The following is a 24,394-nucleotide window of genomic DNA, read 5'->3' as shown; positions in this document are numbered from 1 at the left end:
CCGAGCAGCACACAGACCGCCGACTTTACTAACCCTTGGTGCTCTGGGCCAGCTGGTGGTCCAGGTCCTCGTAAGCCTGCTTGGCCTTCTTCAGGAACTCGGACAGCCCATGGAGGCCATGGATGGTCTTCACGGCGCCCTTGGCGAAGTCCCGCATGGAGTCCTCGTAGGCCCCGGAGGCCTTCTGCGTGGTGAAGCCCTGCTCCACCAGCGCCTTGACCCGCTTCTCGACGGAGTTGATCTGGTCTTCCAGGTGGTGCATGTCCTTCAGAAGGTCGCCCGCGACCTTCTCCATCTCTGCATAAGTAAGGTCTGCGTCTTTGCCCTTGCCCATGACGGCTGTCCCTCCCGTTTCGGTCGCCGCAGGGCCTGCCCCCGTGGCTCTGTTGTGCGAGTCAACCGGCAGTCCACCGGCCGTCCGCACGCGCAAAGATCCTACGGGGGTGACTGTTGGGATCACATCCCTGTTGTGTGACGGAACCGTAAGCGAGTGCACATCCCGTTACGGCAGGGAAAGGCGGGGCGGCTAAGGTCACTTCCACTGTATTCAGCGTTCCGGGGGCGGCCTCTGCCCAGCGAGGAGGACGAACGTGCGCCTGAGTCTGACCGTCGTCGACCCGATCGGCGGTGCCAGCGCCGACGTGATGCTCGACGCCGATCCGGAGTCGTCGGTCGGCGACATCACCCGGGAGTTGGCGCGGCAGGTCGGTCTGGGCGACGGTGCGCAGATCATCCCTATAGGGGGTCAACGGAGCTCCGGCGGGGCGCCGCAGGCATTCGTCGACGGCTACGCCCTCGACCCGAGCGCGACCATCGTCGGATCGCCGCTTCGAGAAGGAGCCGTCGTCAGCCTTCACGATCCGGCGGGCTGCCTCCCCGGGGAGCCGACCGGTGTCGTGGAGTTCCGGGTGGTCAGCGGTCCCGCGGCCGGTGCCGTGCACCGGCTCGGTGTGGGGCGGTACGACATCGGCAGCGGCCCGTCCGCACACCTGCGCATCGACGATCCCGAACTGGCCGCGCGCGCCGCGACCTTGTCGATCGCCATAGACGGCACCTGCCAAGTCGCCCTGCACGGGGCAGACATACGGGACAACAAGGGCAAGAAGGGGGGAAAGGCCGACGGAAGTGACGAGCCCGACGCGCACGCCCCCCGTCTCGACGGCGAGGCGTTCGACGGCGGCACCTGGGCCCTCGGCACTCAACTCGCCCTCGGCAACAGCCTCCTGGAGATCACCGGGTACGCCCCGCCCAACGCGGCCCTGAAGTGGTCGGACGACGGAGCCGGGCTCGACTACAACAGGCCGCCCCGACTGCGTCCGGCGGAGCGTAAGACGGATTTCTCGCTGCCCAATCCGCCCGGGGAGTACGAAGCTCGGCCGCTGCCCTGGCTCATGGCCCTGTTCCCGCTCGTCGGTGCCGTCGTCTCGGTGGTGATCTTCGGCCGCTGGTACTACCTGATCATGGCTGTAATGAGCCCGATCATGCTCTTCGGCAACTACTTCATGGACAAGAAGCACGGCCGCAAGTCCCACTCCAAGCAGGCCAAGGAGTATAAGGAGCACAAGGAGCGGATCGAGAAGGACGCCCAGGACGCCCTGGCCACCGAACGCTCGGACCGACGCCAGGCCATCCCCGACCCGGCCGCCGTCCTGACCTTCGGCACCGGGCCCCGTACTCGGCTGTGGGAGCGAAGGCGGACCGACGCCGACCATCTGCTCGTGCGTGTCGGTACCGGGCGGGTCCCCTCCGAGGTCGTCCTCGACGACCCGGAGCAGGACGAGCACCGGCGCAAGGTCACCTGGTACATCGAGGACGCGCCCGTCGCACTGCCGCTCAAGGACCTGGGTGTCATCGGCATCGCCGGGCCCAGCGACTCCGCGCAAGCGCTGGGGCGATGGGCGGTCGCCCAGACCGCGGTCCTGCACAGCCCCATGGACGTGCAGTTCTGCGTGCTGACCGACAACGACGCACATACCCGCTGGGACTGGATGCGCTGGCTGCCGCACGCCCGGCCGTCGGGCGGCCAGGACGTCAACGTCCTGATCGGCACGGACTCCGAGACCGTGGGCACCCGCGTCGGTGAGCTCACCCAACTGCTGGACGCGCGCCAGAAGGCCCTGAAGGAGGGCAACCGCGGAAACGGTCCGGCGTTCTCCGACCCAGACATCGTGGTCGTATGGGACGGCTCGCGTCGGCTGCGCTCGCTGCCAGGTGTCGTACGGCTGCTGCGGGAAGGCCCGGCCGTCGCCATGTACGCGATCTGCCTGGACGAGGAGGAGCGGTTCCTGCCCGGCGAGTGCCAGGCCGTCGTCGTTGCCGAGCCCCGGAGCAGCGATGACAGCCCCACGGCCTCGTCGACCACGGCACCCCAACCCGCCGCCGGTGGCTTCCCGTCCTTCCACGCCTGGCACCAGTCCGCCCAGCAGCCGCAGCAAGCCACCGGACAAGCCCTTGAGCTGCGGCTGCGGGTCGAGCAGAGCGGCGCCCGGCGCAGGCTCGACGTACGGCCCGACTTCGTCTCGCCCGCCTGGTGCGCTCGCCTGTCCCGTTCGCTGTCCCCCCTGCGCGACATCAGCGGCGAGACCGAGGACTCCGCGCTGCCCGGCTCGAGCCGGCTGCTGGACGTGCTGCAGTTGGAGCCGCCGACGCGCGACGCGATCGCCGCGCGCTGGCGCATGGGCGGGCAGTCGACGATGGCGGTCATCGGTGAGTCGTACGACGGGCCCTTCGGTATCGACATCCGCAAGGACGGCCCGCACGGGCTGATCGCCGGTACAACCGGTTCGGGTAAGTCGGAGCTGCTGCAGACCATCGTGGCGGCGCTCGCGGTCGCCAACACGCCCGAGAACATGACGTTCGTGCTGGTCGACTACAAGGGCGGCTCGGCGTTCAAGGACTGTGTGAAGCTGCCGCACACCGTCGGCATGGTCACCGACCTCGACGCCCATCTCGTCGAGCGTGCCCTGGAGTCGCTCGGCGCCGAGCTCAAGCGGCGCGAGCACATTCTCGCGGCGGCTGACGCCAAGGACATCGAGGACTACCAGGACCTGGCGCGCCGGGATCCGTCCCACGCGCCCGTGCCCCGGCTCCTCATCGTCATCGACGAGTTCGCGTCCATGGTGCGCGACCTGCCCGACTTCGTCACCGGCCTGGTCAACATCGCCCAGCGAGGCCGGTCCCTCGGCATCCACCTGCTGCTCGCCACCCAGCGGCCCAGCGGTGTCGTCTCGCCCGAGATCCGCGCCAACACCAACCTGCGCATCGCGCTGCGCGTGACGGACGCCGGCGAGTCCACCGACGTCATCGACGCGCCCGAGGCCGGCCACATCTCCAAGAACACCCCTGGTCGCGCCTACGTCCGTCTGGGCCACGCCTCCCTGATCCCCTTCCAGTCCGGCCGCGTCGGAGGCCGCCGACCGGGAGCGGCCGACCCCCAGGCCCTGGCGCCGTGGGCCGGGCCGCTGTCCTGGCAGGACCTCGGGCGGGCCGCGCTGAGCAAGCCCAAGTCCGAGGCGCGCGAGGACGACGAGGTCACCGACCTCAAGGTGCTGGTGGACGCCGTGCGGGAGGCCAATCAGGCACTGGGCATTCCGGCCCAGCACTCCCCGTGGCTGCCCGCCCTGGACGAGACCCTGCTGCTGGACGACATCCCGCAGGTGCGCGGACAAGGGGCGCTGCCCGTCGCCCCGTACGGCATCGAGGACCTGCCGGCCTCCCAGGCACGCCGTCCGGTCGTCGTGGACTTCGCCACCTTCGGGCACCTGATCGTCGGCGGCGCCCCGCGCTCCGGACGCTCGCAGGTGCTGCGCACCATCGCCGGTTCACTGGCCCGTACGCACTCGGTGGCCGACCTGCACCTCTACGGCATCGACTGCGGTAACGGCGCCCTCAACGCGCTGACCCGCCTGCCGCACTGCGGCGCGGTCGTCGGACGGAACCAACTGGAGCGCATCGAACGGCTCTTCGCCCGGCTCTCCGGTGAACTCACCCGGCGCCAGGAGCTGCTCGCCGACAAGGGCTACGCCGACATCGGCGAGCAGCGGGCAGGCGTCACGGAGGACGAGCGGCTGCCGCACATCGTGTTGCTGCTGGACCGCTGGGAGGGCTGGCTGCCCACGCTCGGCGAGCACAACCACGGTGACCTGACCGACCAGCTCATGGCGATGATGCGCGAGGGCGCGAGCGTCGGCATCCACGTCATCATCACCGGTGACCGGCAGCTCCTCGTCGGGCGTATCTCCTCTCTCACCGAGGACAAGTACGGCCTGCGGCTCGCCGACCGCGGCGACTTCTCGACGCTGGACATCAACGCCCGCAAAATCCCCGAGGAGATCCCGCCGGGCCGGGCGTTCCGCAACGAGACGGCCGCCGAGACGCAGTTCGCGCTGCTCTCCGAGGACACCACGGGTCAGGGTCAGGCCGCCGCACTGGTGGCGATCGGCGAAGCGGCGGCGGCCCGCGACGCCGAAGTCCCGCGCTCCCGGCAGCCGTTCCGGGTCGACGTCCTGCCGAGCCGCATCTCCTTCGCCGATGCCTGGGCGATGCGCGCCCCGGCCACGACGGCCTCCCCGCTGTGGGCGCTCGCCGGCGTCGGCGGCGACGAACTCACCGCCTTCGGCCCCGATCTCGCCCAGGGCGTCCCGGCGTTCGTGATCGGCGGGCCGGCGAAGTCCGGTCGCAGTACGGTCCTGATGAACTTCGCCCGCTCCTACCTCTCCCGCGGGGTCCGTCTGATCGTCGCGGCCCCCCGGCAGTCCCCGCTGCGCGAACTGGAGGGCCAGGAGGGCGTGTTGAAGGTCTTCACGGGCCGCGACATCGACGAGGACGAGCTTGAGGAGGCGGTCGGCCCGGCTTCGCCCGAGCAGCCCGTCGTCGTTCTCGTCGACGACGCCGAGGTGCTGGACGACTGCGATGCGGAGGACGTCTTCAAGCGCATCCTGCAGAGCGGCACCGAGGAGGGGCTCGCGCTGGTCATCGCCGGTGACGAGGAGGAGATCTGCGACGGCTTCTCCGGGTGGCAGGTCGACGCGAAGAAGGCGCGCCGTGGCATCCTGCTGTCGCCGCAGGACACCTCTGCGGGTGAGCTGATCGGGATCCGTACGACGCGGAGCATGGTCGGCGGGCCGGTCGCGCCCGGCAAGGGCATGCTGCACCTGGGCAGCGGGGAGCACATCACGGTCACGACGCCGGTGTAGGACGCGCGACCGCCGCCCAGCGAGGAACACGTGGGGGAACGGTCAGTGGGGTCGGCCGGACCCCACTGACCGTTCTGCCGGGTGACAGGCAGCCAGGAGATCGGCGGCTGCGTGACAGGAAGCTCCTCGACCGGCGGCTCCGCGCAGGAACCTCCGCGTGTTCTTCGCTACACCGCGGGCAGCGCGTAGATCTCGTAGCCATGGGTCACCAGGAGGCGGTTGCCTTCGAGCGCGACCTGCCAGGGCTCGCCCGACTCCTTGTTGTCGTCGTACATCCAGCGGGCCTTGCCGGTCCTGGCGTCGAGCGCGACGATGCCGCCTCCGTCCAGGGGGCCCGATGCCCCGTAGAGCGTCCTCCCGGCCCGCAGGAACGTCTCCGGAGCCTCATCCGCCCCCGGGTCCTCGCAGAGCCAGATGCGCTTGCCGGTCTTGACGTTCACGGCCCAGACACCGTCGTCGTAGTCGCTCGTGTAGAGCACTCCGTCGATGACCGTCGGATTCACGAAGCCACGGCGGCCGTTGGGGGAGAGCGTCCAGCGGGTCGCGCCCGTCTCCGCGTCGACGGCTGTCAGCTTCTCGCCGGGCAGGAAGACGAGTCCGGCGGCGACCGTGGGCTGCCAGCTCCAGTCGTCGCCGACCTTCTTGGTCCAAAGCTGCTCGCCGGTGGCGGTGTCCCGAGCCGTGAGGTTGTAGCTGGAGTCCGCGTAGACCAGGTACTTGCCGGAGACGGTGCCCTGGACGTCGTAGTCCTTGGTGCCCCAGTCGCGCTTCTGCAGCCACACCTTCTTTCCGGTGGTGTGGCTGATGGCGGCGACGGCCGTGCGGTCCTTGGTGGCGCTCTGCGTGTCGCTGGAGTCGGACACCGTGACGTACACGTTCTTGTTGTCGATGGCGATCGTGTCCTGGACGGTCAGCGTCTTTCCGAGCCGGCTGCGCCACGCCTCCTCGCCGGTCGACACGTCCCGAGCGACGAGGACGCCGTCGTACTCGCCGTCGGAAAGGAACAGCTTGCCGCCGTGGAAGAGGAGTTGGGCACCGGGACGGCAGACCCCCTTCTTCGACCAGCGTGCCCTGCCCGTCTTCACGTCGTAAGCGACAAGCGGATCGCCGCTGATCAGGAGCAGGCCGTCGTGCGTGAGGAGCGCCAGGTCGGGGCTGATGCTGTCCTCCGCGACCGACTTGTGCCACAGCGGCTGCGGGGCGGTCCCCGCCGGAGGGGTCGTGAAGTTCTCCTCGGCCGGTGCGGCCCCGCCTCTCGCGCCGCCGTCGGCCCCGGTCGTGGCGTCGGAGGAGCCGCCGCCGTCCCGGGAGAGCCACCAGGCGGTGCCGCCGCCCAGCACCGCGACACCGGCGACGCCTGCCGTCAGGCCCAGGAATCGGCGGCGGGAAGGCGCGGCGGGTGCGGTCGCCGACGGGCCGAGGTGAACCGTGCCGGGGAGGGGGCTTCCCCCGCCGTAGGCGGGGGCCGGGGTGCCGCCCGGCGGAGTGCCGTAGGCCGGGGCGGGTGTGCCGTAACCGGGCGTGCCCCCGGACGGAGTGCCGTACCCGGGGGCCGGTGTCGTGCCCGGAGCGGGTGTGCCTTCCGGCATCGTCGGTGCCGGGCCGAAGACCGGCGCCTGATCGTCCGGTGCCTCCAGGTCCAGGATCCCCGCCGCATGCGTGGCGATCGTCGAAGCCACCGCCGACGGGAGCCAGTTCGTCAGTACGGTCGCCACGCCGCCCGGGGCGAGGGCCGTCACGAGTTCGCCCGGGGCGGGCCGCTGGGACGGGTCCTTCAGGAGGCAGGCGCGGATCAGGCCGAGGAGGGACTGGGGGACGCCGGTGAGGTCGGGTTCGCCGTGGACGATCTGGTAGAGCATCGCCGCGTGGGACACGGCATCGTCGCCGAAGGCGTTGCGGCCGGTCGCGGCGAAAGCCAGGACGGCACCGAGGGAGAAGACGTCGCCCGGCGTGCCGACATCCCGGCCCAGGGCCTGTTCCGGAGGCATGTAGCCGGGCGAGCCGACCACAACTCCGGTCTGGGTCATGCGGTTTCCGTCCACCGCACGCGCGATGCCGAAGTCGATGACACGGGGGCCGTCGGCGGCCAGCAGGACGTTCGAGGGCTTGAGGTCGCGGTGGATCAGGCCCGCCGCGTGGATCTCCTGGAGGGCGGCCGCCAGACCGGCCCCCAGGGCGCGGACCGTGTGTTCGGGGAGCGCGCCATGGGCGTCGACCACGTCGGTGAGGTCCGGGCCGAGCACGTACGCCGTGGCCAGCCACGGCAGCGCCGCGCCCGGGTCGGCGTCGACGACCGGGGCGGTGTAGCGGCCCGAGACCGCGCGGGCTATCTCGACCTCGTGCTCGAAGCGGCGGCGGAAGTCGCCGTCCGCCGCCAGGTCCGGGCGTACGACCTTCACCGCGACCGTGCGTCCGCCGGGCGAACGGGCCAGGTACACCCGGCCCATGCCGCCCGCACCCAGTCTTCGCAGCAGCCGGTAACTTCCCAACTCTCTTGGATCGTCGGGCTGCAGTGTCTCCATGGTCGGGCCTTCCCCGTTGTCGCCTGAACAGATTGCGGTGCGCGCGGTGCGCGTGATGGTGTTCGCTATCGCAGACACAGTAGTGACGGGTGGGGCGGGCGAGGAGGGCAGGTTCCGGTGAGTGGTTCGGCGAGGCCGAAGCGGCGTAGGGCGGCGGGGCCCTCTCTCCGGTACGCCCGCCTGCCTGGTCGGAACCCCTCGGTGCCCGGACGCCGCTGGAGGCGCACGCGGGCCTCCGGCTTCGCCTTCCTGGTGCTCCTGATCGCCGTGGGGGTCGTGATCGCGCTGGTCGCGGGGCCGCTCGCGTGGGCGGGTGACCTCTGGCACGAGGTCGCACCCGGCTGGCCGGGCGGCGGTTACGGCTTCGCCGTCTCGGCCGGACTGGCCTTCCCTGTCTCGCTGCTCCTCGTCGGGGCGCCGCTGACGCGGGTGAAGTGGAAGACGGACAAGGTCCGTTCACTTCCGTGGGTCGCACTGTCCCTGCCCGGCGCGGCACTGGCCGTCATCATCTCGGCTGTCGCCATGCAGACCTGGCATCCCAAGCGCAGTCACCGGTACGGCTTCTGCTCGTCGGCGGGCGAGTACTGCTGGATCAGCGGCCGCTACCCGTACGTCTCCCTCGTGGGCCTGGCCGCGTCCGTCGCCGGCGCGGTGCTGTTGATCGCGGCCTGCGACTGGTACGGAAAACGGCGTCGAGCAGCCGGCCCGGCGACTACTTGACCTTCGTCATCCGCGCCACCGGATCCCCCGCCTCCGCGTTGTCCGTCTCGTACTTGAGGTCGCTGCCGACGGGTGTCAGCCGTACCTCGTGCTCGCCCTTGGTGCACACGTCGCGGTTGGACTCCTTGGCCACGCTCGTGGCGACGAGCTGCTTCTTCGTCACCTTCTTCAGGATGAGTACGTCGTCGCAGATCCCGCCGATCTGGTCGGTCTGGCGGAAGGTGCCCAACTCCTTGCCCACGGCGGCCTGGTGGACGGTGACGCGGAAGGTGCCCATGGGAAGGGTGCCGTTGAGGGCCAGCGCGTCGCCCTCCCAGGTGCCGAGGTACGACGCCGGGATCGTGGACGGCTGCCCCCCGGCGTCCGGAGAGCTCGCCGTGGCCGAGGGGTGCGTGTCGCCGGCCGAACTGCCCCGGTCCTCCGACGCGTTGCCGCCACCCGGCAGCAGGTCGAACAGGAACGCCGAGCCCACCGTCACCGCCGCCAGCGCTCCCGCGACGGCTAGGGCGACCGTACAACTCATCCTGCGGCCACGGCCGTTCGTCCCGGGGGCGGAGGTCGCGGCCACGCTGACCGAGACCTTGCCCGGGTGGCGGGGAGACGATGGCACCGCGTCCCTCGGCTCCCGCTGATCCGGCTCCCGCTGATCCGGTACGGCCGGTCCGTACGCCGGCATCACGGGCGGCGGCCCGAACGCCCCGCCGGACACCGGCTCCCCTGTCCCGGACCCCGCCCCGACCCCGGAACCCACCCCCACCGAAGGACCGCTGAACCCCACCGACGCACCGCTGAGACCCGCTGAAGGACCGCTGGACCCCGCCGACGGACCGCTGAGACCCGCTGAAGGACCGCTGAACCCCACCGAAGGGCTGCTGAACCCCACCGGCCCGGACGGCGCCCCTTCCACGGTCTCGAGGTTCAGCAGCTGTACGGCACTTCGACTCACCTGCTCCACCAGGGCGCCCGGCAGCCACCCCGCCGTCACCAGCCGGGCCGCGCCCTGCGGAGCGAGCCGCGCCGCCACCTCCTGCGGGGCCGGTCGGCCGTTCGGGTCCTTGGTCAGGCACGCGGCCACCAGCTCGCGCAACTCCCCTTCGACCGCACCCAGTTGGGGTTCCTCGTGCACCACCTTGTAGAGGAGGGACGCGGAGGAGTCGCCGGGGAAGGGGGGCTCGCCCGTGGCGGCGTACACGAGGACCGCGCCCAGCGAGAAGACGTCCGCCGCCCCCGTGACCCCCTTGCCGAGGATCTGCTCGGGCGACATGTAGCCGGGTGAGCCGACGGAGACGCCGGTCGAGGTCAGTGACGCCGTCCCGTCCGAGGCCCGCGCGATGCCGAAGTCGATGAGCAGCGGGCCGTCGAGGGTGAGCAGCACGTTCGAGGGCTTGACGTCACGGTGGACCAGGCCGAGCGAGTGGACCGCGGTGAGCGCCTCGGCAAGGCCCGCGCCCAGCACGCGTACCGAATGGGCCGGAAGCGGACCGCCACCGTCCGCGACGGCGGCGGCGAGCGAGGGGCCGGCCGCGTACCCGGTGGCGACCCAGGGGACCGAGGCCTCCGGGTCCGCGTCAAGGACCGGCGCCGTCCACGCGCCGCCCACCCGCCGCGCCGCCTCGACCTCGCGGCGGAAGCGGGCGCGGAACTCCTCGTCGAGCGCGAAGTGCGGGTGCACGATCTTGACGGCGACCGTGCGGCCGCCCGCGCTGCGGCCCAGGTACACGCGTCCCATGCCGCCGGAGCCCAGCCGGCCGAGCAGCCGGTAGGGCCCCACGACCGTGGGTTCGTCGACTCCGAGCGGCTGCATGGCGCTCACAGCTCATCCCTCCCCCGTACGCACTGAACGCAGTGGACGCACTGCCCAGCAGCGTAGTGCCGTAAGCGCCGCCGCGGCCGCCCCAAGCCCGAGGACCCGCAAGGCCCGCGGCCGCCCCAAGCCCGAGGACCCGCAGGACCCGCAAGGCCCGCGGCCGCCCCCAGCCCGAGGACCCGCAAGGCCCGGCAATCCCTGCGAGGACCCGCAGGGAGCGCAGGACCCACAGGGACCACAGGGACCACAGGAACCACAGGAACCACAGAATCCCCAGGACCCGCAGAACCCACAGAACCCACAGAACCCACAGAACCGAAAGGACCCTCACGCCTCCAGCAGGCGCACGTTGACATCCCTCGGGAACCCGGTCGTCGCGCCGACCCTGCGCGCGAACTCGCGGACGGCTTCCAGCTGCGGGCGGCCGAAGCGGAAGTCGAGCGTCGTGAAGTACTGCTCCAGGACCCTCTCGTCGAAGGCCTCCCAGCGCGCCGCCTGTTCCGCGACCTTCCCCACCTCGTCCAGGGAAAGGTCCCGGGACGCGAGGAACGCCTCGTGCACCTTGCGGGTGACGGCCGGCTCGCGCTCCAGATAGTCGCGCCGGGCCGCCCACACGGCGAAGACGAACGGCAGCCCCGTCCACTCCTTCCACAGGGTGCCGAGGTCGTGCACCTCCAGACCGAACTTCGGGCCGTCGAGCAGATTGGCCCGCAGTGCCGCGTCACCGATGAGTACGGCGGCGTCGGCCTCCTGCATCATCAGGCTGAGATCCGGCGGGCACGTGTAGTACGACGGCTGGACTCCCACCCGCTCGGCCAGCAGCAGCTGCGCGAGCCGGACGGACGTACGAGACGTCGAGCCGAGCGCGACCCTGGCGCCGTCCAGCCGGTCCAGCGGGACCTGGGAGACGATCACGCAGGACATCACCGGACCGTCGCAGCCGACCGCGATGTCGGGGAAGGCGACCAGCTCATCGGCGTGCCTGAGGAACTCCACGAGCGTGATGGGCCCGATGTCGAGGTCACCTCGCACCAGCTGCTCGCTGAGCTTCTCGGGGGTGTCCTTGGTGAGCTCGAAGTCGAGGAGCGTGCCCGTTCTCGCGAGCCCCCAGTAGAGGGGCAGGCAGTTCAGGAACTGGATGTGGCCGACGCGCGGCCGGTTGCGAGAATTGTCCACATCGCGAGGCTAGCCCCCATGCGGTACCGTGCAGGCTCCAGGGTCCCGGAGTGGTTTTGGAAACGATCCCGACCCCCTGTGTCAACCCTTGCGACACCGCTACGTCAACCCATCCCCGACGGGGTTCAAACATTCGGGTGACGTGATCTTGCCCTCTATTGCTTTCGGCTGCCTGCGTGCTAGGCTCGCCGCAAGTTGCAGTTTGGTTTCCCTTGCAGTACAGAGCCTGCGGAGCATGTGACCGCGGGCTCTCGTCGTTTTCAGATGAATGCAGTTGTTTACACGCAGTTGTTTACACCTTGCAGGTTCTGGAGCAGGGCAACCCTTTGGGCCCAAGGAGGGCTTATGGCTACCGGAACCGTGAAGTGGTTCAACGCCGAAAAGGGCTTTGGTTTCATCGCCCAGGAAGGCGGCGGCCCGGACGTCTTCGTCCACTACTCCGCGATCAACGCGAGCGGCTTCCGCTCTCTCGAGGAGAACCAGTCGGTCTCCTTCGACGTGACGCAGGGGCCGAAGGGCCCGCAGGCGGAGAACGTCACCCCGCTCTAAGCCTTCGGCTCCATGAGCCCAAAGCTTTGATCCGGAACGAATAGCAGTACCCAAGGAGCCCCACGCCAGCCGGTCGTGGGGCTCCTGCCTTTGCGTTCACATGCGCTGCATGACGAGCACGAACGTCGACTGCCCATCATGGAGAACATGTGTTCGACTCACCGAACACCCGTCGTGCGGGACCCCGAGCTCCTCGATCGGGACCCCGAACTCCCCGATCGGGATGCTGGTGGGCGGGCTAGCCGGCCCGCTTCGCGTACAGGGTCTCGATCTCCTTGCTGAAGTCCTTCTCGATCGCGGCCCTCCTGAGCTTCATGGAGGGGGTGAGGTGGCCGGCCTCCTCGGTGAAGTCCACGGGGAGGACGGTGAAGCGGCGGATGGACTCGGGGCGGGAGACGAGTTTGTTGGCCTCGTCGACGGCGCGTTGCAGGACGGACAGCAGTTCGGGGTCGTCCAGGAGGAGTTCGGCGGGAACCGCGTGCTTGCCGTTCATCTGACGCCAGTGGGTGATGCCCTCGGGGTCGAGGGTGATGAGGGCGGAGACGTACGGGCGGCGGTCGCCGACCACCATGCACTGGGCGATCAGAGGGTGGGAACGGAGCCAGTTCTCCAGCGGGGCCGGGGCGACGTTCTTGCCGCCCGCGGTGATCAGGATTTCCTTCTTGCGGCCGGTGATGGTGAGGTAGCCGCCGTCGTCCAGCTCGCCTATGTCGCCGGTCGCGAACCAGCCGTCCGGCGAGGCGTCGACCACGCCGCCCGCACACGGATCCCAGTACCCGCGGAACACCTGCCCGCCGCTCAGCAGCACCTCGCCGTCGGCCGCGATCCGCACCCGGGTGCCCGGCAGGGGCCGGCCCACCGTGCCGAGCCGGGGTTTCCGCGGCGGGGTGACGGTCGCGGCGGCGGTGGACTCCGTCAGCCCGTACCCCTCGAAGATCTCGATGCCGGCGCCCGCGTAGAAGGCGGCGAGACGGCGGCCGAGCGGGGAGCCGCCGCAGATCGCGTAACGGACCCTGCCGCCCAGGGCGTTGCGGATACGGCGGTAGACGAGCGGGTCGTAGAGGGCGCGGGCCGCGCGGAGGCTGCGGCTCGGACCGGGGCCGGTGCCGTGCTGCCGGGCCTCGACCGCCTCGCCGTACTTCGTCGCGATGCCCGCCGCGCGGTCGAAGGACGAGCCGCGGCCCATCCGTTCGGCCGTCGCGCGGCCGGTGTTGAAGACCTTCTCCAGGACGTACGGGATGGCCAGGAGGAAGGTCGGTCTGAAGGAGGCCAGGTCCGCGAGCAGGTCCTCTGTCTGGAGGCTGGGCGCGTGGCCCAGCTTCACCCGGGCGCGCAGACAGGCGACCGCGACCATCCGGCCGAAGACGTGCGAGAGGGGGAGGAAGAGGAGCGTGGAGGCCGGGTCCTGGGCGCGGGACTTGAAGATCGGGTAGAGGAGTTCGATCGCGTTGTCGATCTCGGCGAAGAAGTTGCCGTGCGTGAGGGCGCAGCCCTTGGGGCGGCCGGTCGTGCCCGAGGTGTAGATGAGGGTGGCGAGGGTGTCGGGGCCGAGCACCCCGCGTCGTACGGCGACTTCCTGGTCCGGGACGTCCTGCCCGAGTTCCGCGAGACGCTCCACGTGGCCCTTCTCGAAGACCCACATATGGCGGAGGTCGGGGATGCGGTCGCGCTCGGGGCCGAGCATGGCCGCCTGCGCCACGGACTCCACGGCGAGCGCGACGGCGCCCGAGTTCTGGAGGATCCAGCGGACCTGGAAGACGGAGGAGGTGGGGTAGACGGGGACGGTGACGAGGCCGGCGGCCCAGGCGGCGAAGTCGAGGAGCGTCCACTCGTACGTCGTGCGCGCCATGATGGCGATACGGTCGCCCGGGACCAGGCCCTCCGCGATCAGTCCCTTCGCCACCGCGTGCACCTGCGCGGCGAACTCCGCCGCGGTCACGTCCGTCCAGCCGCCGTCCGGTGTCCTCCTGCTGAGGACCGCCTCCTGCGGGGCCGCGGTCGCGTTGTCGAACGGGATGTCCGCCAGGGAGCCGTGCGTCACCGGTGCGACGAGCGGGGGGACGGCCACTTCGCGCACCACGCCGTCCAGCCGCCTGATCTCGGGCTCCGTGGAGGGAGGTTCGGGGGTGTACGGGCTGGACACGGGGCGGCTCCTTGTGGGCGCGGGCAGTCTCGCGGGCGCGAACCCTCATACGGCCCTGGGGGGTGGGGAGTTCACCGGGGAGGGACGGGGCGGCGGCAACCGGGGTGAGACCGGGATCCTACGGCGCCCGAGTGTGGGGTTTGTGGGGCTTTGGGGCGGGCGCGGTGCGAGTTACCCCGGGTATCGGGGGGTTTCCTTCACCCCTCCCCCCTTGCCCTCCCGGCGCTCTCGGCCGCCCTCGATCAGGGCTCCGGGAGACTCATCTCGACCTGCCCCTCACCTTTGGCTTCGATCCGAGTCGGCAAGGGCTTACCTACGGTAACCTTACTCCAGAGTAAGCAGCGGGGTAAGCAGGCAGGATCAGCAATCCGAGGGGCAGGGAGCCGCACATGGCCGACCGCTATCCGAGCTTCGCCGGCAGCGCGCCCGGCCGGTTCCTGACCGGGCGGCCCGGGCTGCCGCGACCGGCGGCGCTCAAGCGCCGGTCAGCCGAACAGCCCGCGCCGGCAGGCGACTTGCTCCACCTCACGGCAGGCAGGTCGGACCTCGACTTGCTCCACCTCACGGCAGGCAAGTCGGACCTCGACCTCGCGCCCCGGCCGGCCCGCACGGCATTGCGCCCGGGCCACACCCCGGAGAAGACCGCCGTCGTCCTCGACGTCTGCGGCCAGAGTCTGCTGGGGGCGTAGTGGCCGACACCCTCGCGAGCTCCCCCGCGCTCGGCCCGCTCCTCGCCCGCGGCGCCCTCCGCTCCCCGTTCAAGCGCCCCCGCCCGGACGCCCCCGCCCCACCGACCCGGCTCGTCCTCCCGGGCGTGCGTGTCGACCTCGCGCGGCTGGCCGCCTACGAGCGGGTGTGCGGGTTCGCGACGGGGGCGGAGGCGCTGCCCGTCACCTATCCGCACGTTCTCGGATTTCCGCTGGCCATGCGGATCATGACGGCCCGTTCGTTCCCGCTGCCGCTGCTCGGCCTTGTCCATACCTCGATCGAGATCACTCGGCGGAGAGAGCTCGCGGCCATGTCGGCGTACGAACTCACCGTGTACGTGGCGGGCTTGGCGCCGCACCGGCGGGGCACGGAGGCGACCGTCGTGACCGAGGCGCGGGCCGACGGCGGCCTCGTATGGGATTCGCGGAGCACGTACCTCGCACGGCACCGCCGCAAGGACCGGAACGAGGGCCCGGCCGACGCCGGGACGCCCCACGCCGGCCCGGCCGAGGCACCCGCCGCCCCGGAGAGCTCCCCGCGCCGGCCCCGCCCGCTCCCCGCCCTCGCCGAGTGGCGTCTCGCCGCGGACGTCGGGCGGCGTTACGGGGCCGCTTCCGGGGACCGTAACCCCATTCACCTGCACCCCCTCACCGCCCGGCTCTTCGGCTTCCCCCGTGCCATCGCCCACGGCATGTGGACCGTCGCCCGCTGTCTCGCCGAGTACGGACCCCGGGACGCGGTGACCGTGCGCGCCGAGTTCAGGGCACCGGTGCTGCTGCCGGGCACGGTCACGTATGCCGCCGAGGCGGGCGACTTCGAACTCCGTGGGGGTGACCGCGTCCATCTGACCGGGCGAGTGCGGCCCCTGCCCGCGCACAGCGGCCGACCGGGAAACGGGTGAACAGCGGGCGAACAGATCATGGCGCCCGGTCCCTCCCGGGGGTGTACATGCTCGACAACTCGCAGGTCAGGCAGCCAAGTTGAGAAGGTTCTCACAGTCCACCCCCAGCCCGCCAAGGTCCCTTCAAGCAGGCGCTCATCCCACCCTCAGACACCCTTCCTAGCCTCGGCTCACCCCGCCGCACCCCCGCCAGGAAGGGCTCCTGAGCCATGCCCCTCAGACGAATCGCCGTCATCGCCGACTCGGACACCCGCTGGAAGTGGGGCGCCTCGGTGGCCCGGCAGATCGCTCCCGAGCACGCGCTCGACGCCGTCTTCCCGCGCACCCGGGCCACCCCGACGGAGCGCCAGCTCGCGGAGATCGGGATCGAGCCCGACACCCGTCGCGACGTCACGGCGGCCGAGCTGGTGGACGACGAGGAGCTGGCCGGGGCCGACGTCGTCGTCATGGCCACCGCCGGCGGTACGACGCTGGCGCTCACCCACAGCCTGGGGATCGCCTGGCGGACACGGGAGCGGCGGCCCGTCACCGTCACCGGATACGTCGGAGTCGTCTACGAGAAGATGGTCGACGGGCTGCTCACCCGCGCCGGCACCGATCTCGTGCTCGCCAACAGCGCGTACGACGCCGACCGGTTCCGCGCCGCCTTCGCGAGCGTCGGTGTCGATCCGGACGCGGTGGTGGAGTGCGCGCTGCCCTTCCTCGGCGGCGATCCGTACGCGCCCTCCCCGGACCGGCCCTTCACGCTCACCTTCGCCGTCCAGCCGTCCGTGCCCAAGGGCCGGGAGTCCCGGCTGAAGGTGCTGGAGCGCGCGGCCGCGCACGCCCGGCTCCATCCCGACCGGCTCGTCCTGATGAAGTTGCGCAGTCTCCCCGGCGAGCACACGACCCATGCCGAGGCCGACCCGTACCAGGTGCTCATCGAGGAGCTGGCCGAGGACGCCCCGCCCAACCTCCGGCTCGTCTACGGCAACATGGGCGAAGTCCTCGACCGCACCGACCTGTTGGTGACTGTCAGCTCCACGGCCGCGCTGGAGTCGATGCACCGGAACATCCCGACCGCGATCCTCACCGACTTCGGGGTCCGCGAGGCGCACGGCAACCACTACTTCGTGCATTCCGGCTGCCTCGCCTCCTGGGACGACCTGGACGCGGGCGCGCTGCCGCGGCCCGAGCCGGGGTGGGCGGCGCGGCAGGGGATCGGCAAGACCGATCCGTACGCCGCCGCGCGGGCCCGGCTCGCGGCGCTGCGGGCCGGCGGTCCGCTGCCGCCGCTGCGGCCGTACTACTCGCCGCAGCGTGCCGGGGTCTATCTCTCCGGGATCCTTGAGCGCAACGGGCTGGACGTCCGGGGGAGGCCGTTGCCCGTCCCCCTGGGCGGGGGCGGAGCGGGCCCGCTCCGGGCGGTCGTCCGCCGGGCCGCCCGCAGCGGCGCCAAGTCCCTCTACCGCGTGGGCCGCGAGAGGGTCGCCCCCACCCTCCGCCGCTGGGGCCAGGCCTGACCCGAGGGTTTTTCACCCCCTCCGCCCCTTCCCTGTCCCCTGCCTGGGGGCTGCCGCCCCCGGCCCCCCAGACCCGCTTCGGCCTGAATGGCCTCGTCCTCGAACGCCGGACGGGCTGGGGCGGGGGCTACGGCGGTGACCACGGCCGGCCCTCCATGAGGTTGCCGAGGCCGGCCCAGGCGAAGTTCATCAGGGTCGCGGCGGCCTGCTTGGCAAAGACGCCCGGGGTGACGTTGGCCCAGGCCGCGAGGGACTCGGCGGCACCGACCAGCGCCTCCGCGAGCCCGGCGACCTCACGCTCGGGGAGGGACGGGTCACGGTGCGCCTCGCGCGCGGCGACGACGATCAACTGCGTGACGAACGCGACGAGTTCCTCACGCATCGCGGAGACCTCGGCCGCGAACGGCTCGCCGTGCGTACGGGCCTGGAGGTGCAGGACCGACCAGCCGTCGGGGTTCTCGGCGGTGTGCGAGAAGAACGCCCGCAGCCCTTCCCAGAGTTGCCGGTCGGCGGCCAGCCCGGGCCGCACGCCCGCCCGGACGGCGGCGGTGAGCGCCTTGGCCTCACGCCGGATGCAGGCGGTGAAGAGGTCTTCCTTCGAGTTCAGGTACAGATACACCAACGGCTTGGACACGCCCGCCAGATCGGCGATCTCGTCCATCGACGCGGCCCGGTAGCCCCGCTGCCCGAAGGTCCGTACGGCGGCGTCCAGCATCTGCTGTTCACGCACCGCACGCGGCATCCGCTTGTTCTTCACAGCACCCATGCGGGCAAGCGTACGATCGCCTGCCGCCGGGCCGGGCCGTGAGGCGCGCGAGGAGGGTTACGAGGTCTGGCCCTGCGCGCCACCGCGGGCCGCCTCGTCCACGGCGGCGTCCTCCTGGCTGCGGTTGCTCTCCAGGTTGGCCTTGATGCGGTCCACGCGCGCGACGACCTGCGCCGAGGCGCGGTCGCGCTCCTTGCGCAGCGCGATGAAGCTGATCGGTGCGGAGATCAGCAGGGAGAGCAGGACGACCCACATGTAGTTGGAGTCGCCGAGTCCGCGCGGGGCGATACCGGAGTAGACGAGGCCCCAGACGACCACGAGGCAGCCCGCGAAGATACCAAGGCGCATCAGTGTGTAGCGGCCCATGTCAATCCACTCTTCCGTTTCGAACCGTTTCGAACGTTCCCAAAGGGCACCGTCCAGTGAAGCACGCCCGGGCGGCGATCTTGGAGGCGGGCCTCAGCCACGGAGGGCAAGAGGCAGCAGCATGGTGATGTCGTCCCGGTCGTCGCCGGGCCCGACGCGGATCGCGTCGGGCACGCGGCCGACCTCCTTGTAGCCGCACGAGGCGTAGAACCGTTCCAGCCCCTCGCCGCCCCGGCAGGTGAGCCGTATCGCCTCGATCCCCTCGAAGGAACCGGCGGCCTCCTCGGCCGCGGCGAGCAGATCGCGCCCGTATCCCTTGCCCTGGTGTCTCGGATGGACCATGACCGTGTAGAGCCACACCCAGTGCTTCATCAGGCGGTGCGTGTTGAAGCTGAGGAACGCGGTGGCCGCGACGGCGCCCTCGTCGTCGAGTGCCACGAGCAGCCGGGTGCGTCCCTCCGTCATCGCCGCCAGGTGCTTGAGCCACTCGGGACGTATGTCCTCGACGGTCACGGGCGGTATGAAGCCGACCGAGCCGCCCGCGTTGGAGACGTCCGTCCACAGCGTGAGCACGCCGTCGCGGAGCTCCGGACCGACGGGCGGGTCCAGTAGAAAGGTGAGTGACATCGCGCGCTCGCTCAGACCCGCATCGGCTGAGGCGACTCCCGGCGCGCCGGGTCGGGGCCGTCGTACTCGCGGATGATCTCGTACCGCGTGTTCCGCTCGACCGGCCGGAAGCCGGCGTCGCGGATCAGGTCGAGCAGGTCCTCGCGGGTCAGCTTGTTCGGCGTGCCGTAGTTGTCGGCGTCGTGCGTGATCTTGTACTCGACGACCGAGCCGTCCATGTCGTCGGCGCCGTGCTGGAGCGCGAGCTGCGCGGTCTGCACGCCGTGCATGACCCAGAAGACCTTGACGTGCGGGACGTTGTCGAACAGGAGACGGGAGACCGCGAAGGTCTTCAGGGCCTCCGCGCCCGTGGCCATCTGGGTGCGCGCCTGGAGGCGGTTGCGGACCTTGCCGTCCTTCATGTCCACGAAGTCGTGCTGGTAGCGCAGCGGGATGAAGACCTGGAAGCCGCCGGTCTCGTCCTGGAGCTCACGGAGCCTGAGCACGTGGTCCACGCGGTGACGGGGCTCCTCGATGTGCCCGTACAGCATCGTGCACGGGGTCTTGAGACCCTTCTCGTGCGCGAGGCGGTGGATGCGCGACCAGTCCTCCCAGTGGGTGCGGTGGTCGACGATGTGCTGTCGGACCTCCCAGTCGAAGATCTCGGCGCCGCCGCCGGTGAGCGACTCCAGGCCCGCGTCGATCAGCTCGTCGAGGATCTCCGAGGCACTGAGCCCGGAGATCGTCTCGAAGTGGTGGATCTCCGTCGCCGTGAAGGCCTTCAGCGAGACGTTCGGAAGCGCCTTCTTCAGCTCGCTCAGCGAGCGCGGGTAGTAGCGCCACGGGAGGTTCGGGTGCAGGCCGTTGACGATGTGCAGCTCGGTGAGGTTCTCGCCCTCCATCGTCTTGGCGAGGCGGACGGCCTCCTCGATGCGCATCGTGTACGCGTCCTTCTCGCCCGGCTTGCGCTGGAAGGAGCAGTAGGCGCAGGACGCGGTGCACACGTTCGTCATGTTGAGGTGACGGTTGACGTTGAAGTGGACCACGTCGCCGTTCTTGCGGGTGCGCACCTCGTGGGCGAGACCGCCGAGCCATGCCAGGTCGTCCGACTCGTACAGCGCGATGCCGTCCTCGCGGGTCAGCCGCTCACCGGCCCGGACCTTGTCCTCCAGCTCGCGCTTGAGCCCGACATCCATGCGATTACCTCTCCCTGTGACGAACCCTGACAACCGTACTCCCCCGCTCTCCGGCGGCATCGGCCCCCACCAGGCGCTTCGCGCCCTACTCCTCTTCCGGCAGTGCGCCGACCCGGTTCTCCCACTTCGTGGAGAGCACGATCGTCGTCCGCGTACGGGAGACGCCCTTCGTCCCCGACAGCCGCCGGATGGTCTTCTCCAGGCCGTCCACGTCGCTCGCCCGCACCTTGAGCATGAACGAGTCGTCGCCCGCGATGAACCAGCAGTCCTCGATCTCGCCGAGGTCGCGCATCCGGCGCGCCACGTCCTCGTGGTCGGCCGCGTCGGAGAGCGAGATGCCGATCAGGGCGGTCACGCCGAGGCCGAGCGAGGCCGAGTCGACCGTCGCGCGGTAGCCGGTGATGACGCCGGCCGCCTCCAGCCGGTTGATGCGGTCGGTGACGCTGGGTCCCGACAGACCGACGAGGCGCCCCAACTCCGCATAGGAGGCCCGGCCGTTCTCCCTCAGGGCCTGGATGAGCTGCCTGTCCACCGCGTCCATGCGATCGAAGCCTTCCACTGAAAAAGTCTGGAGAGTTCCTGAAAGTGAAGTGCGGGTACTGCGAGTTGCTCAGGTGGTGCCGGTGGTTCAGGTCGTGCCGCGCGAGCCGCCGCCCAGCTCGCCCTCCCACCGGCGGTACAGGCCGTGCTCGACGCCCGCCGCGTCGAGGACCCGCCCGGCGACGAAGTCCACCAGGTCCTGGATGTGCGTGGCCCCCGCGTAGAACGCCGGTGAGGCGGGCAGTACGGTCGCGCCCGCGTCGTCCAGGGAGACCAGGTGCCGCAGCGTCTGCCCGTTCAGCGGGGTCTCGCGGACGGCGACGACCAGCGTGCGCCCTTCCTTGAGCGTGACGCTCGCGGCCCGCTGCAACAGGTCCTTCGACAGCCCGAGGGCGACTCCGGCGACGCACGCGGTGGAGGCGGGCACGATGAGCATGCCCTTCGTGGGGTACGAGCCCGAGGACGGGCCGGCCGCCAGGTCACCGGCGCTCCAGTGACGTACGGCGTCGAGACGTCCCTCGAAGGCGTCGAAGGTGCCCGGCTTGCCGTCGGCGCCCCGCGCCAGCCACTCCCGCAGGTCGCCCCGCCAGTGGGCGTCGCGGAAGGTCAGGCCGGTCTCGTCGAGCAGGGTGAGCCGCGAGGCCCTGCTGACGACCAGGTCGACGCTCTCCCCGGCCGCCAGAAGCGCACGCAGCACCGCGGCCGCGTACGGCGTACCGGAGGCACCCGACACCCCCACGATCCAAGGCCGGCGCTGCGTCTGTCCTGGCTTCATGGTGTCGAGCCTATCCGGCCACCGCCGGGATTCAGACCGTGAGCCCGCGCACCAGCAGATCGAGCAGCGCGCAGACGAACAGGGCGATGCCGATGAATCCGTTGACGCTGAAGAAGGCGCGGTTCAGGCGGGACAGGTCGTGCGGCTTGACGATGGAGTGCTCGTAGAGGAAGGCGCCCGCGACGATCACCAGGCCGAGCCAGAAGAAGGCCCCGGCGCCGGTGCTCGCGCCGTACCAGACGAAGAGGGCGGTCGTGACGGTGTGGCAGCCGCGCGCGCCCCAGATCGCGGCCGGGATGCCGAAGCGCGCGGGCACCGACAGCACGCCGATCTCGCGGTCCGTCTCGACGTCCTGGCAGGCGTAGATCAGGTCGAAGCCGCCGATCCAGACGCCCACCGCGAGACCGAGGACGACGGCGTCCCAGGACCACTCACCGCTGATCGCCAGCCAGCCGCCGACCGGGCCCATCGCCTGGGCGAGACCGAGGATGGCCTGCGGGAAGTTCGTGAACCGCTTGCCGTACGGGTAGACGACCATCGGGATGACCGCGATGGGGGCCAGGGCGAGGCACAGCGGGTTCAGGAGCGCGGCGGCGCCGAGGAAGAACACCAGGGCGACCAGCGCGCCCGTCCAGGCGTGCTTCACCGACATGGCGCCGGTGACCAGCTCACGGTGGGCCGTACGGGGATTGCGGGCGTCGATCTCACGGTCGATGATCCGGTTCGCGGCCATCGCGAAGGTGCGCAGGCCGACCATCGCGACGGTGACGAGGAGCAGCCGGACCCAGTGGATGTTCTTGTCCCACTGGAACATCGCGGTGAGGGCGGCGATGTACGCGAAGGGCAGCGCGAAGACCGAGTGCTCGATCATCACGAGTCGGAGGAAGGCCTTGGTGCGCCCCGGCTGCGGGATCGCGGCTGATGCGCTGGTCACGAGAGTCCGTACTCCTTCCACCGGCGGTCGACCTTCGCCGCCGTCTCCGGGTCGGAGAGGACCATCTCGGGCCAGCCCCCGTCCCGGGTGTAGCCCTCCTCGGGCCACTTCCTGGTCGCGTCGATGCCTGCCTTGCCGCCCCAGAACTGCTGGTAGGAGGCGTGGTCGAGATGGTCGACCGGGCCTTCGACGACCGTGAGATCGCGGCCGTAGTCGGTGTTCCCGAGCGCCCGCCAGGCGACCTCGTGCAGATCGTGCACGTCGCAGTCCGCGTCGACGACCACGATGAGTTTCGTGAGGGACATCATGTGTGCCCCCCAGACGGCGTGCATCACCTTCTGGGCGTGCTTGGGGTACTTCTTGTCGATCGCGACGATCGCGCAGTTGTGGAAACCGCCCGCCTCGGGCAGGTGGTAGTCCACGATGTCCGGCACGATGATCTTCAGCAGGGGGAGGAAGAACCGCTCCGTCGCCCGGCCGAGGGGTCCGTCCTCCGTCGGAGGCCGGCCCACGACGATCGACTGGAGCAGTGGCCGCTTCCGCATGGTGACGCAGTCGATCGTGAGCGCCGGGAAGAGCTCCTGCGGCGTGTAGAACCCGGTGTGGTCGCCGAACGGCCCCTCGGGCAGCATCTCGCCCGGCTCCAGCCACCCCTCCAGCACGACCTCGGCCTGCGCCGGCACCTGGAGCGGCACGGTCTTGCAGTCGACCATCTCGATCCGCTTGCCCTGGAGGAACCCGGCGAAGAGGTACTCGTCGATGTCACCGGGCAGCGGGGCGGTGGAGGCGTAGGTCACGGCGGGGGGGCAGCCGAAGGCGATCGCGACGGGCAGTCGCTCTCCCCTCCGCGCCGCGACCTGGTAGTGGTTGCGGCTGTCCTTGTGGATCTGCCAGTGCATGCCGATGGTGCGCTTGTCGTGGCGCTGGAGGCGGTAGAGCCCGAGATTGCGGATGCCGGACTCGGGGTCCTTGGTGTGGGTGAGCCCGAGGTTGAAGAAGGAGCCGCCGTCCTGGGGCCAGGTGAAGAGGGCGGGCAGCGCGTCGAGATCGACGTCGTCACCGCGCAGCACCACCTCCTGCACCGGCGCGTTGTCGGATTTCACCTTCTTCGGCGGCACGTGGGTCATCGCGCCGAGCTTCCCGAAGGCCTCGCGCACGCCCACGAATCCGTGCGGCAGCTCGGGCTTGAGCAGCCCGCCGATCTTCTCGGAGATCTCGCCGTACGACTTCAGGCCGAGGGCCTTCAGCAGCCGCCGGTCGGTCCCGAAGACGTTCATGGCGAGCGGCATCGCGGACCCGCGCACGTTCTCGAAGAGCAGCGCGGGCCCGCCCGCCTTCTGCACCCGGTCGACGATCTCCCCGACCTCCAGACACGGGTCCACCTCGGCCTTGATGCGCTTGAGGTCACCCTCGCGCTCCAGCGCCCTGAGCAGGGAGCGAAGATCGTCGTAAGCCATGTGTCCAAGTATCTGCCACCGGCTACCCTGTGCCCGTCACCGGGGCCCTGTGCCGCCCCGCCGTCGCTCACTGGGGGAACGTTCGGCCATGCTCAGGTATCTGCCGTTTCTGCTGGTCCTGGCGCTGTGGATCTACGCCTTCATCGACTGTCTGAACACGCCGGAGGAAGAGGTCCGGGGCCTGCCCAAGGTGGTGTGGGTCATCATCATCCTGCTCTTCGGCGAGGTGCTGGTCGGCCCGGTCGCCTGGCTGGTCGCCGGCCGCGACCGGCGCGGGCCCGCGGGCGGCTCCACCCCCTCCGAGTGGCACCGCAACCACCGCACCCCGTACGTCGCGCCCGACGACAACCCCGAGTTCCTCAACTCCCTCAAGGCCGAGAACCGCAAGGACGAGGCCCTCCTGAAGGACTGGGAGGCCGACCTGCGCCGCCGCGAGGAGGAACTGCGCCGGCGGGAGCGGGGCGAGAACGGCGGCGAGTGACGGTGTAATGGAGGCGCGGGCGGGAGCCTGTCGGATCTGCGGAGGGGCGT

General features: G+C 70.6%; 19 protein-coding genes and 1 pseudogene. 7 read left to right on the top strand and 13 right to left on the bottom strand.

What is annotated here, in order from left to right:
- Positions 1-28 precede the first annotated feature (28 nt).
- The gene (locus ACFVXA_RS02885; protein WP_383904484.1) at positions 29-334 is read right to left on the bottom strand and encodes a WXG100 family type VII secretion target; all 306 of its coding nucleotides are present in this window, start codon (positions 332-334) and stop codon (positions 29-31) included.
- Between the two features lie 256 nt (positions 335-590).
- On the opposite strand from ACFVXA_RS02885, the gene ACFVXA_RS02880 reads away from it, so the two are divergent.
- Positions 591-5,195: an FtsK/SpoIIIE domain-containing protein gene (locus ACFVXA_RS02880; RefSeq protein ID WP_390023596.1), complete on the top strand. Its 4,605-nt coding sequence runs from the start codon at positions 591-593 to the stop codon at positions 5,193-5,195.
- A 167-nt stretch (positions 5,196-5,362) separates the two neighbouring features.
- Here ACFVXA_RS02880 and ACFVXA_RS02875 read toward each other — a convergent pair whose 3' ends face one another.
- Positions 5,363-7,717: a PQQ-binding-like beta-propeller repeat protein gene (locus ACFVXA_RS02875; RefSeq protein ID WP_390023594.1), complete on the bottom strand. Its 2,355-nt coding sequence runs from the start codon at positions 7,715-7,717 to the stop codon at positions 5,363-5,365.
- A gap of 201 nt (positions 7,718-7,918) precedes the next feature.
- Between ACFVXA_RS02875 and ACFVXA_RS02870 the strand changes: the two genes are divergently transcribed.
- Positions 7,919-8,437, top strand: a complete 519-nt coding sequence (locus ACFVXA_RS02870; RefSeq protein ID WP_362018564.1) for a hypothetical protein — start codon at positions 7,919-7,921, stop codon at positions 8,435-8,437.
- Here the strand turns inward: ACFVXA_RS02870 and ACFVXA_RS02865 are convergent.
- Together ACFVXA_RS02865 and ACFVXA_RS02860 are read right to left on the bottom strand one after the other, a co-directional pair.
- Positions 8,430-10,241 carry a protein kinase gene (locus ACFVXA_RS02865; protein ID WP_390023833.1) on the bottom strand — a complete coding sequence of 604 codons (1,812 nt, stop codon included), beginning with the start codon at positions 10,239-10,241 and terminating at the stop codon, positions 8,430-8,432. The genes ACFVXA_RS02870 and ACFVXA_RS02865 overlap by 8 nt on opposite strands.
- Positions 10,242-10,571: 330 nt before the next feature.
- Positions 10,572-11,420: a menaquinone biosynthesis protein gene (locus tag ACFVXA_RS02860; RefSeq protein WP_362018563.1), complete on the bottom strand. Its 849-nt coding sequence runs from the start codon at positions 11,418-11,420 to the stop codon at positions 10,572-10,574.
- A 345-nt stretch (positions 11,421-11,765) separates the two neighbouring features.
- Between ACFVXA_RS02860 and ACFVXA_RS02855 the strand changes: the two genes are divergently transcribed.
- On the top strand, positions 11,766-11,969 hold the full coding sequence (locus ACFVXA_RS02855) for a cold-shock protein (protein ID WP_010986243.1): 204 nt from the start codon (positions 11,766-11,768) through the stop codon (positions 11,967-11,969).
- Between the two features lie 238 nt (positions 11,970-12,207).
- On the opposite strand, the gene ACFVXA_RS02850 is transcribed toward ACFVXA_RS02855, so the two are convergent.
- Complete coding sequence (locus ACFVXA_RS02850; protein ID WP_384019898.1) at positions 12,208-14,112, bottom strand: AMP-dependent synthetase/ligase; 1,905 nt, start codon at positions 14,110-14,112, stop codon at positions 12,208-12,210.
- Positions 14,113-14,501: 389 nt separating this feature from the next.
- Between ACFVXA_RS02850 and ACFVXA_RS02845 the strand changes: the two are divergent.
- From ACFVXA_RS02845 to ACFVXA_RS02835, 3 genes and pseudogenes are all read left to right on the top strand, one after another.
- A pseudogene (locus tag ACFVXA_RS02845) lies at positions 14,502-14,780 on the top strand (hypothetical protein); the annotation flags it as partial.
- A gap of 20 nt (positions 14,781-14,800) precedes the next feature.
- Complete coding sequence (locus tag ACFVXA_RS02840; RefSeq protein WP_390023593.1) at positions 14,801-15,721, top strand: MaoC family dehydratase; 921 nt, start codon at positions 14,801-14,803, stop codon at positions 15,719-15,721.
- Positions 15,722-15,930: 209 nt separating this feature from the next.
- Positions 15,931-17,223: a DUF6716 putative glycosyltransferase gene (locus ACFVXA_RS02835; protein ID WP_390023591.1), complete on the top strand. Its 1,293-nt coding sequence runs from the start codon at positions 15,931-15,933 to the stop codon at positions 17,221-17,223.
- A 127-nt stretch (positions 17,224-17,350) separates the two neighbouring features.
- Here ACFVXA_RS02835 and ACFVXA_RS02830 read toward each other — a convergent pair whose 3' ends face one another.
- From ACFVXA_RS02830 to ACFVXA_RS02795, 8 genes are all read right to left on the bottom strand, one after another.
- Positions 17,351-17,989, bottom strand: a complete 639-nt coding sequence (locus ACFVXA_RS02830) for a TetR/AcrR family transcriptional regulator (RefSeq protein ID WP_383736557.1) — start codon at positions 17,987-17,989, stop codon at positions 17,351-17,353.
- Between the two features lie 57 nt (positions 17,990-18,046).
- A complete protein-coding gene (locus tag ACFVXA_RS02825) occupies positions 18,047-18,355 on the bottom strand; it encodes a DUF4229 domain-containing protein (RefSeq protein ID WP_362018556.1) in 309 nt (102 codons plus the stop codon).
- Between the two features lie 93 nt (positions 18,356-18,448).
- A complete protein-coding gene (locus ACFVXA_RS02820; protein ID WP_389745527.1) occupies positions 18,449-18,982 on the bottom strand; it encodes a GNAT family N-acetyltransferase in 534 nt (177 codons plus the stop codon).
- 11 nt (positions 18,983-18,993) lie between these two features.
- Complete coding sequence (gene mqnE / locus ACFVXA_RS02815; protein ID WP_362018552.1) at positions 18,994-20,157, bottom strand: aminofutalosine synthase MqnE; 1,164 nt, start codon at positions 20,155-20,157, stop codon at positions 18,994-18,996.
- An 85-nt stretch (positions 20,158-20,242) separates the two neighbouring features.
- A complete protein-coding gene (locus ACFVXA_RS02810; protein WP_362018997.1) occupies positions 20,243-20,698 on the bottom strand; it encodes an Lrp/AsnC family transcriptional regulator in 456 nt (151 codons plus the stop codon).
- Between the two features lie 87 nt (positions 20,699-20,785).
- Entirely contained in the window at positions 20,786-21,472 is a 687-nt protein-coding gene (locus ACFVXA_RS02805; protein WP_362018550.1) for a UbiX family flavin prenyltransferase, read from the bottom strand.
- A gap of 31 nt (positions 21,473-21,503) precedes the next feature.
- Positions 21,504-22,406, bottom strand: coding sequence for a menaquinone biosynthesis prenyltransferase MqnP (gene mqnP / locus ACFVXA_RS02800; protein ID WP_362018548.1), 903 nt, complete (start codon positions 22,404-22,406; stop codon positions 21,504-21,506).
- A complete protein-coding gene (locus ACFVXA_RS02795) occupies positions 22,403-23,863 on the bottom strand; it encodes a menaquinone biosynthesis decarboxylase (RefSeq protein WP_383904462.1) in 1,461 nt (486 codons plus the stop codon). The genes mqnP and ACFVXA_RS02795 overlap by 4 nt, the downstream gene beginning before the upstream one ends.
- An 88-nt stretch (positions 23,864-23,951) precedes the next feature.
- Between ACFVXA_RS02795 and ACFVXA_RS02790 the strand changes: the two genes are divergently transcribed.
- Positions 23,952-24,344: a PLD nuclease N-terminal domain-containing protein gene (locus ACFVXA_RS02790; RefSeq protein ID WP_383736565.1), complete on the top strand. Its 393-nt coding sequence runs from the start codon at positions 23,952-23,954 to the stop codon at positions 24,342-24,344.
- The last annotated feature ends 50 nt before the right edge of the window (positions 24,345-24,394 follow it).

Source organism: Streptomyces sp. NPDC058246 (genome assembly GCF_042881985.1).
GTDB lineage: Bacteria > Actinomycetota > Actinomycetes > Streptomycetales > Streptomycetaceae > Streptomyces.
The sequence above is the reverse complement of the archived record's forward strand: the minus strand, read 5'-3'. Positions and strand labels throughout refer to the sequence as shown.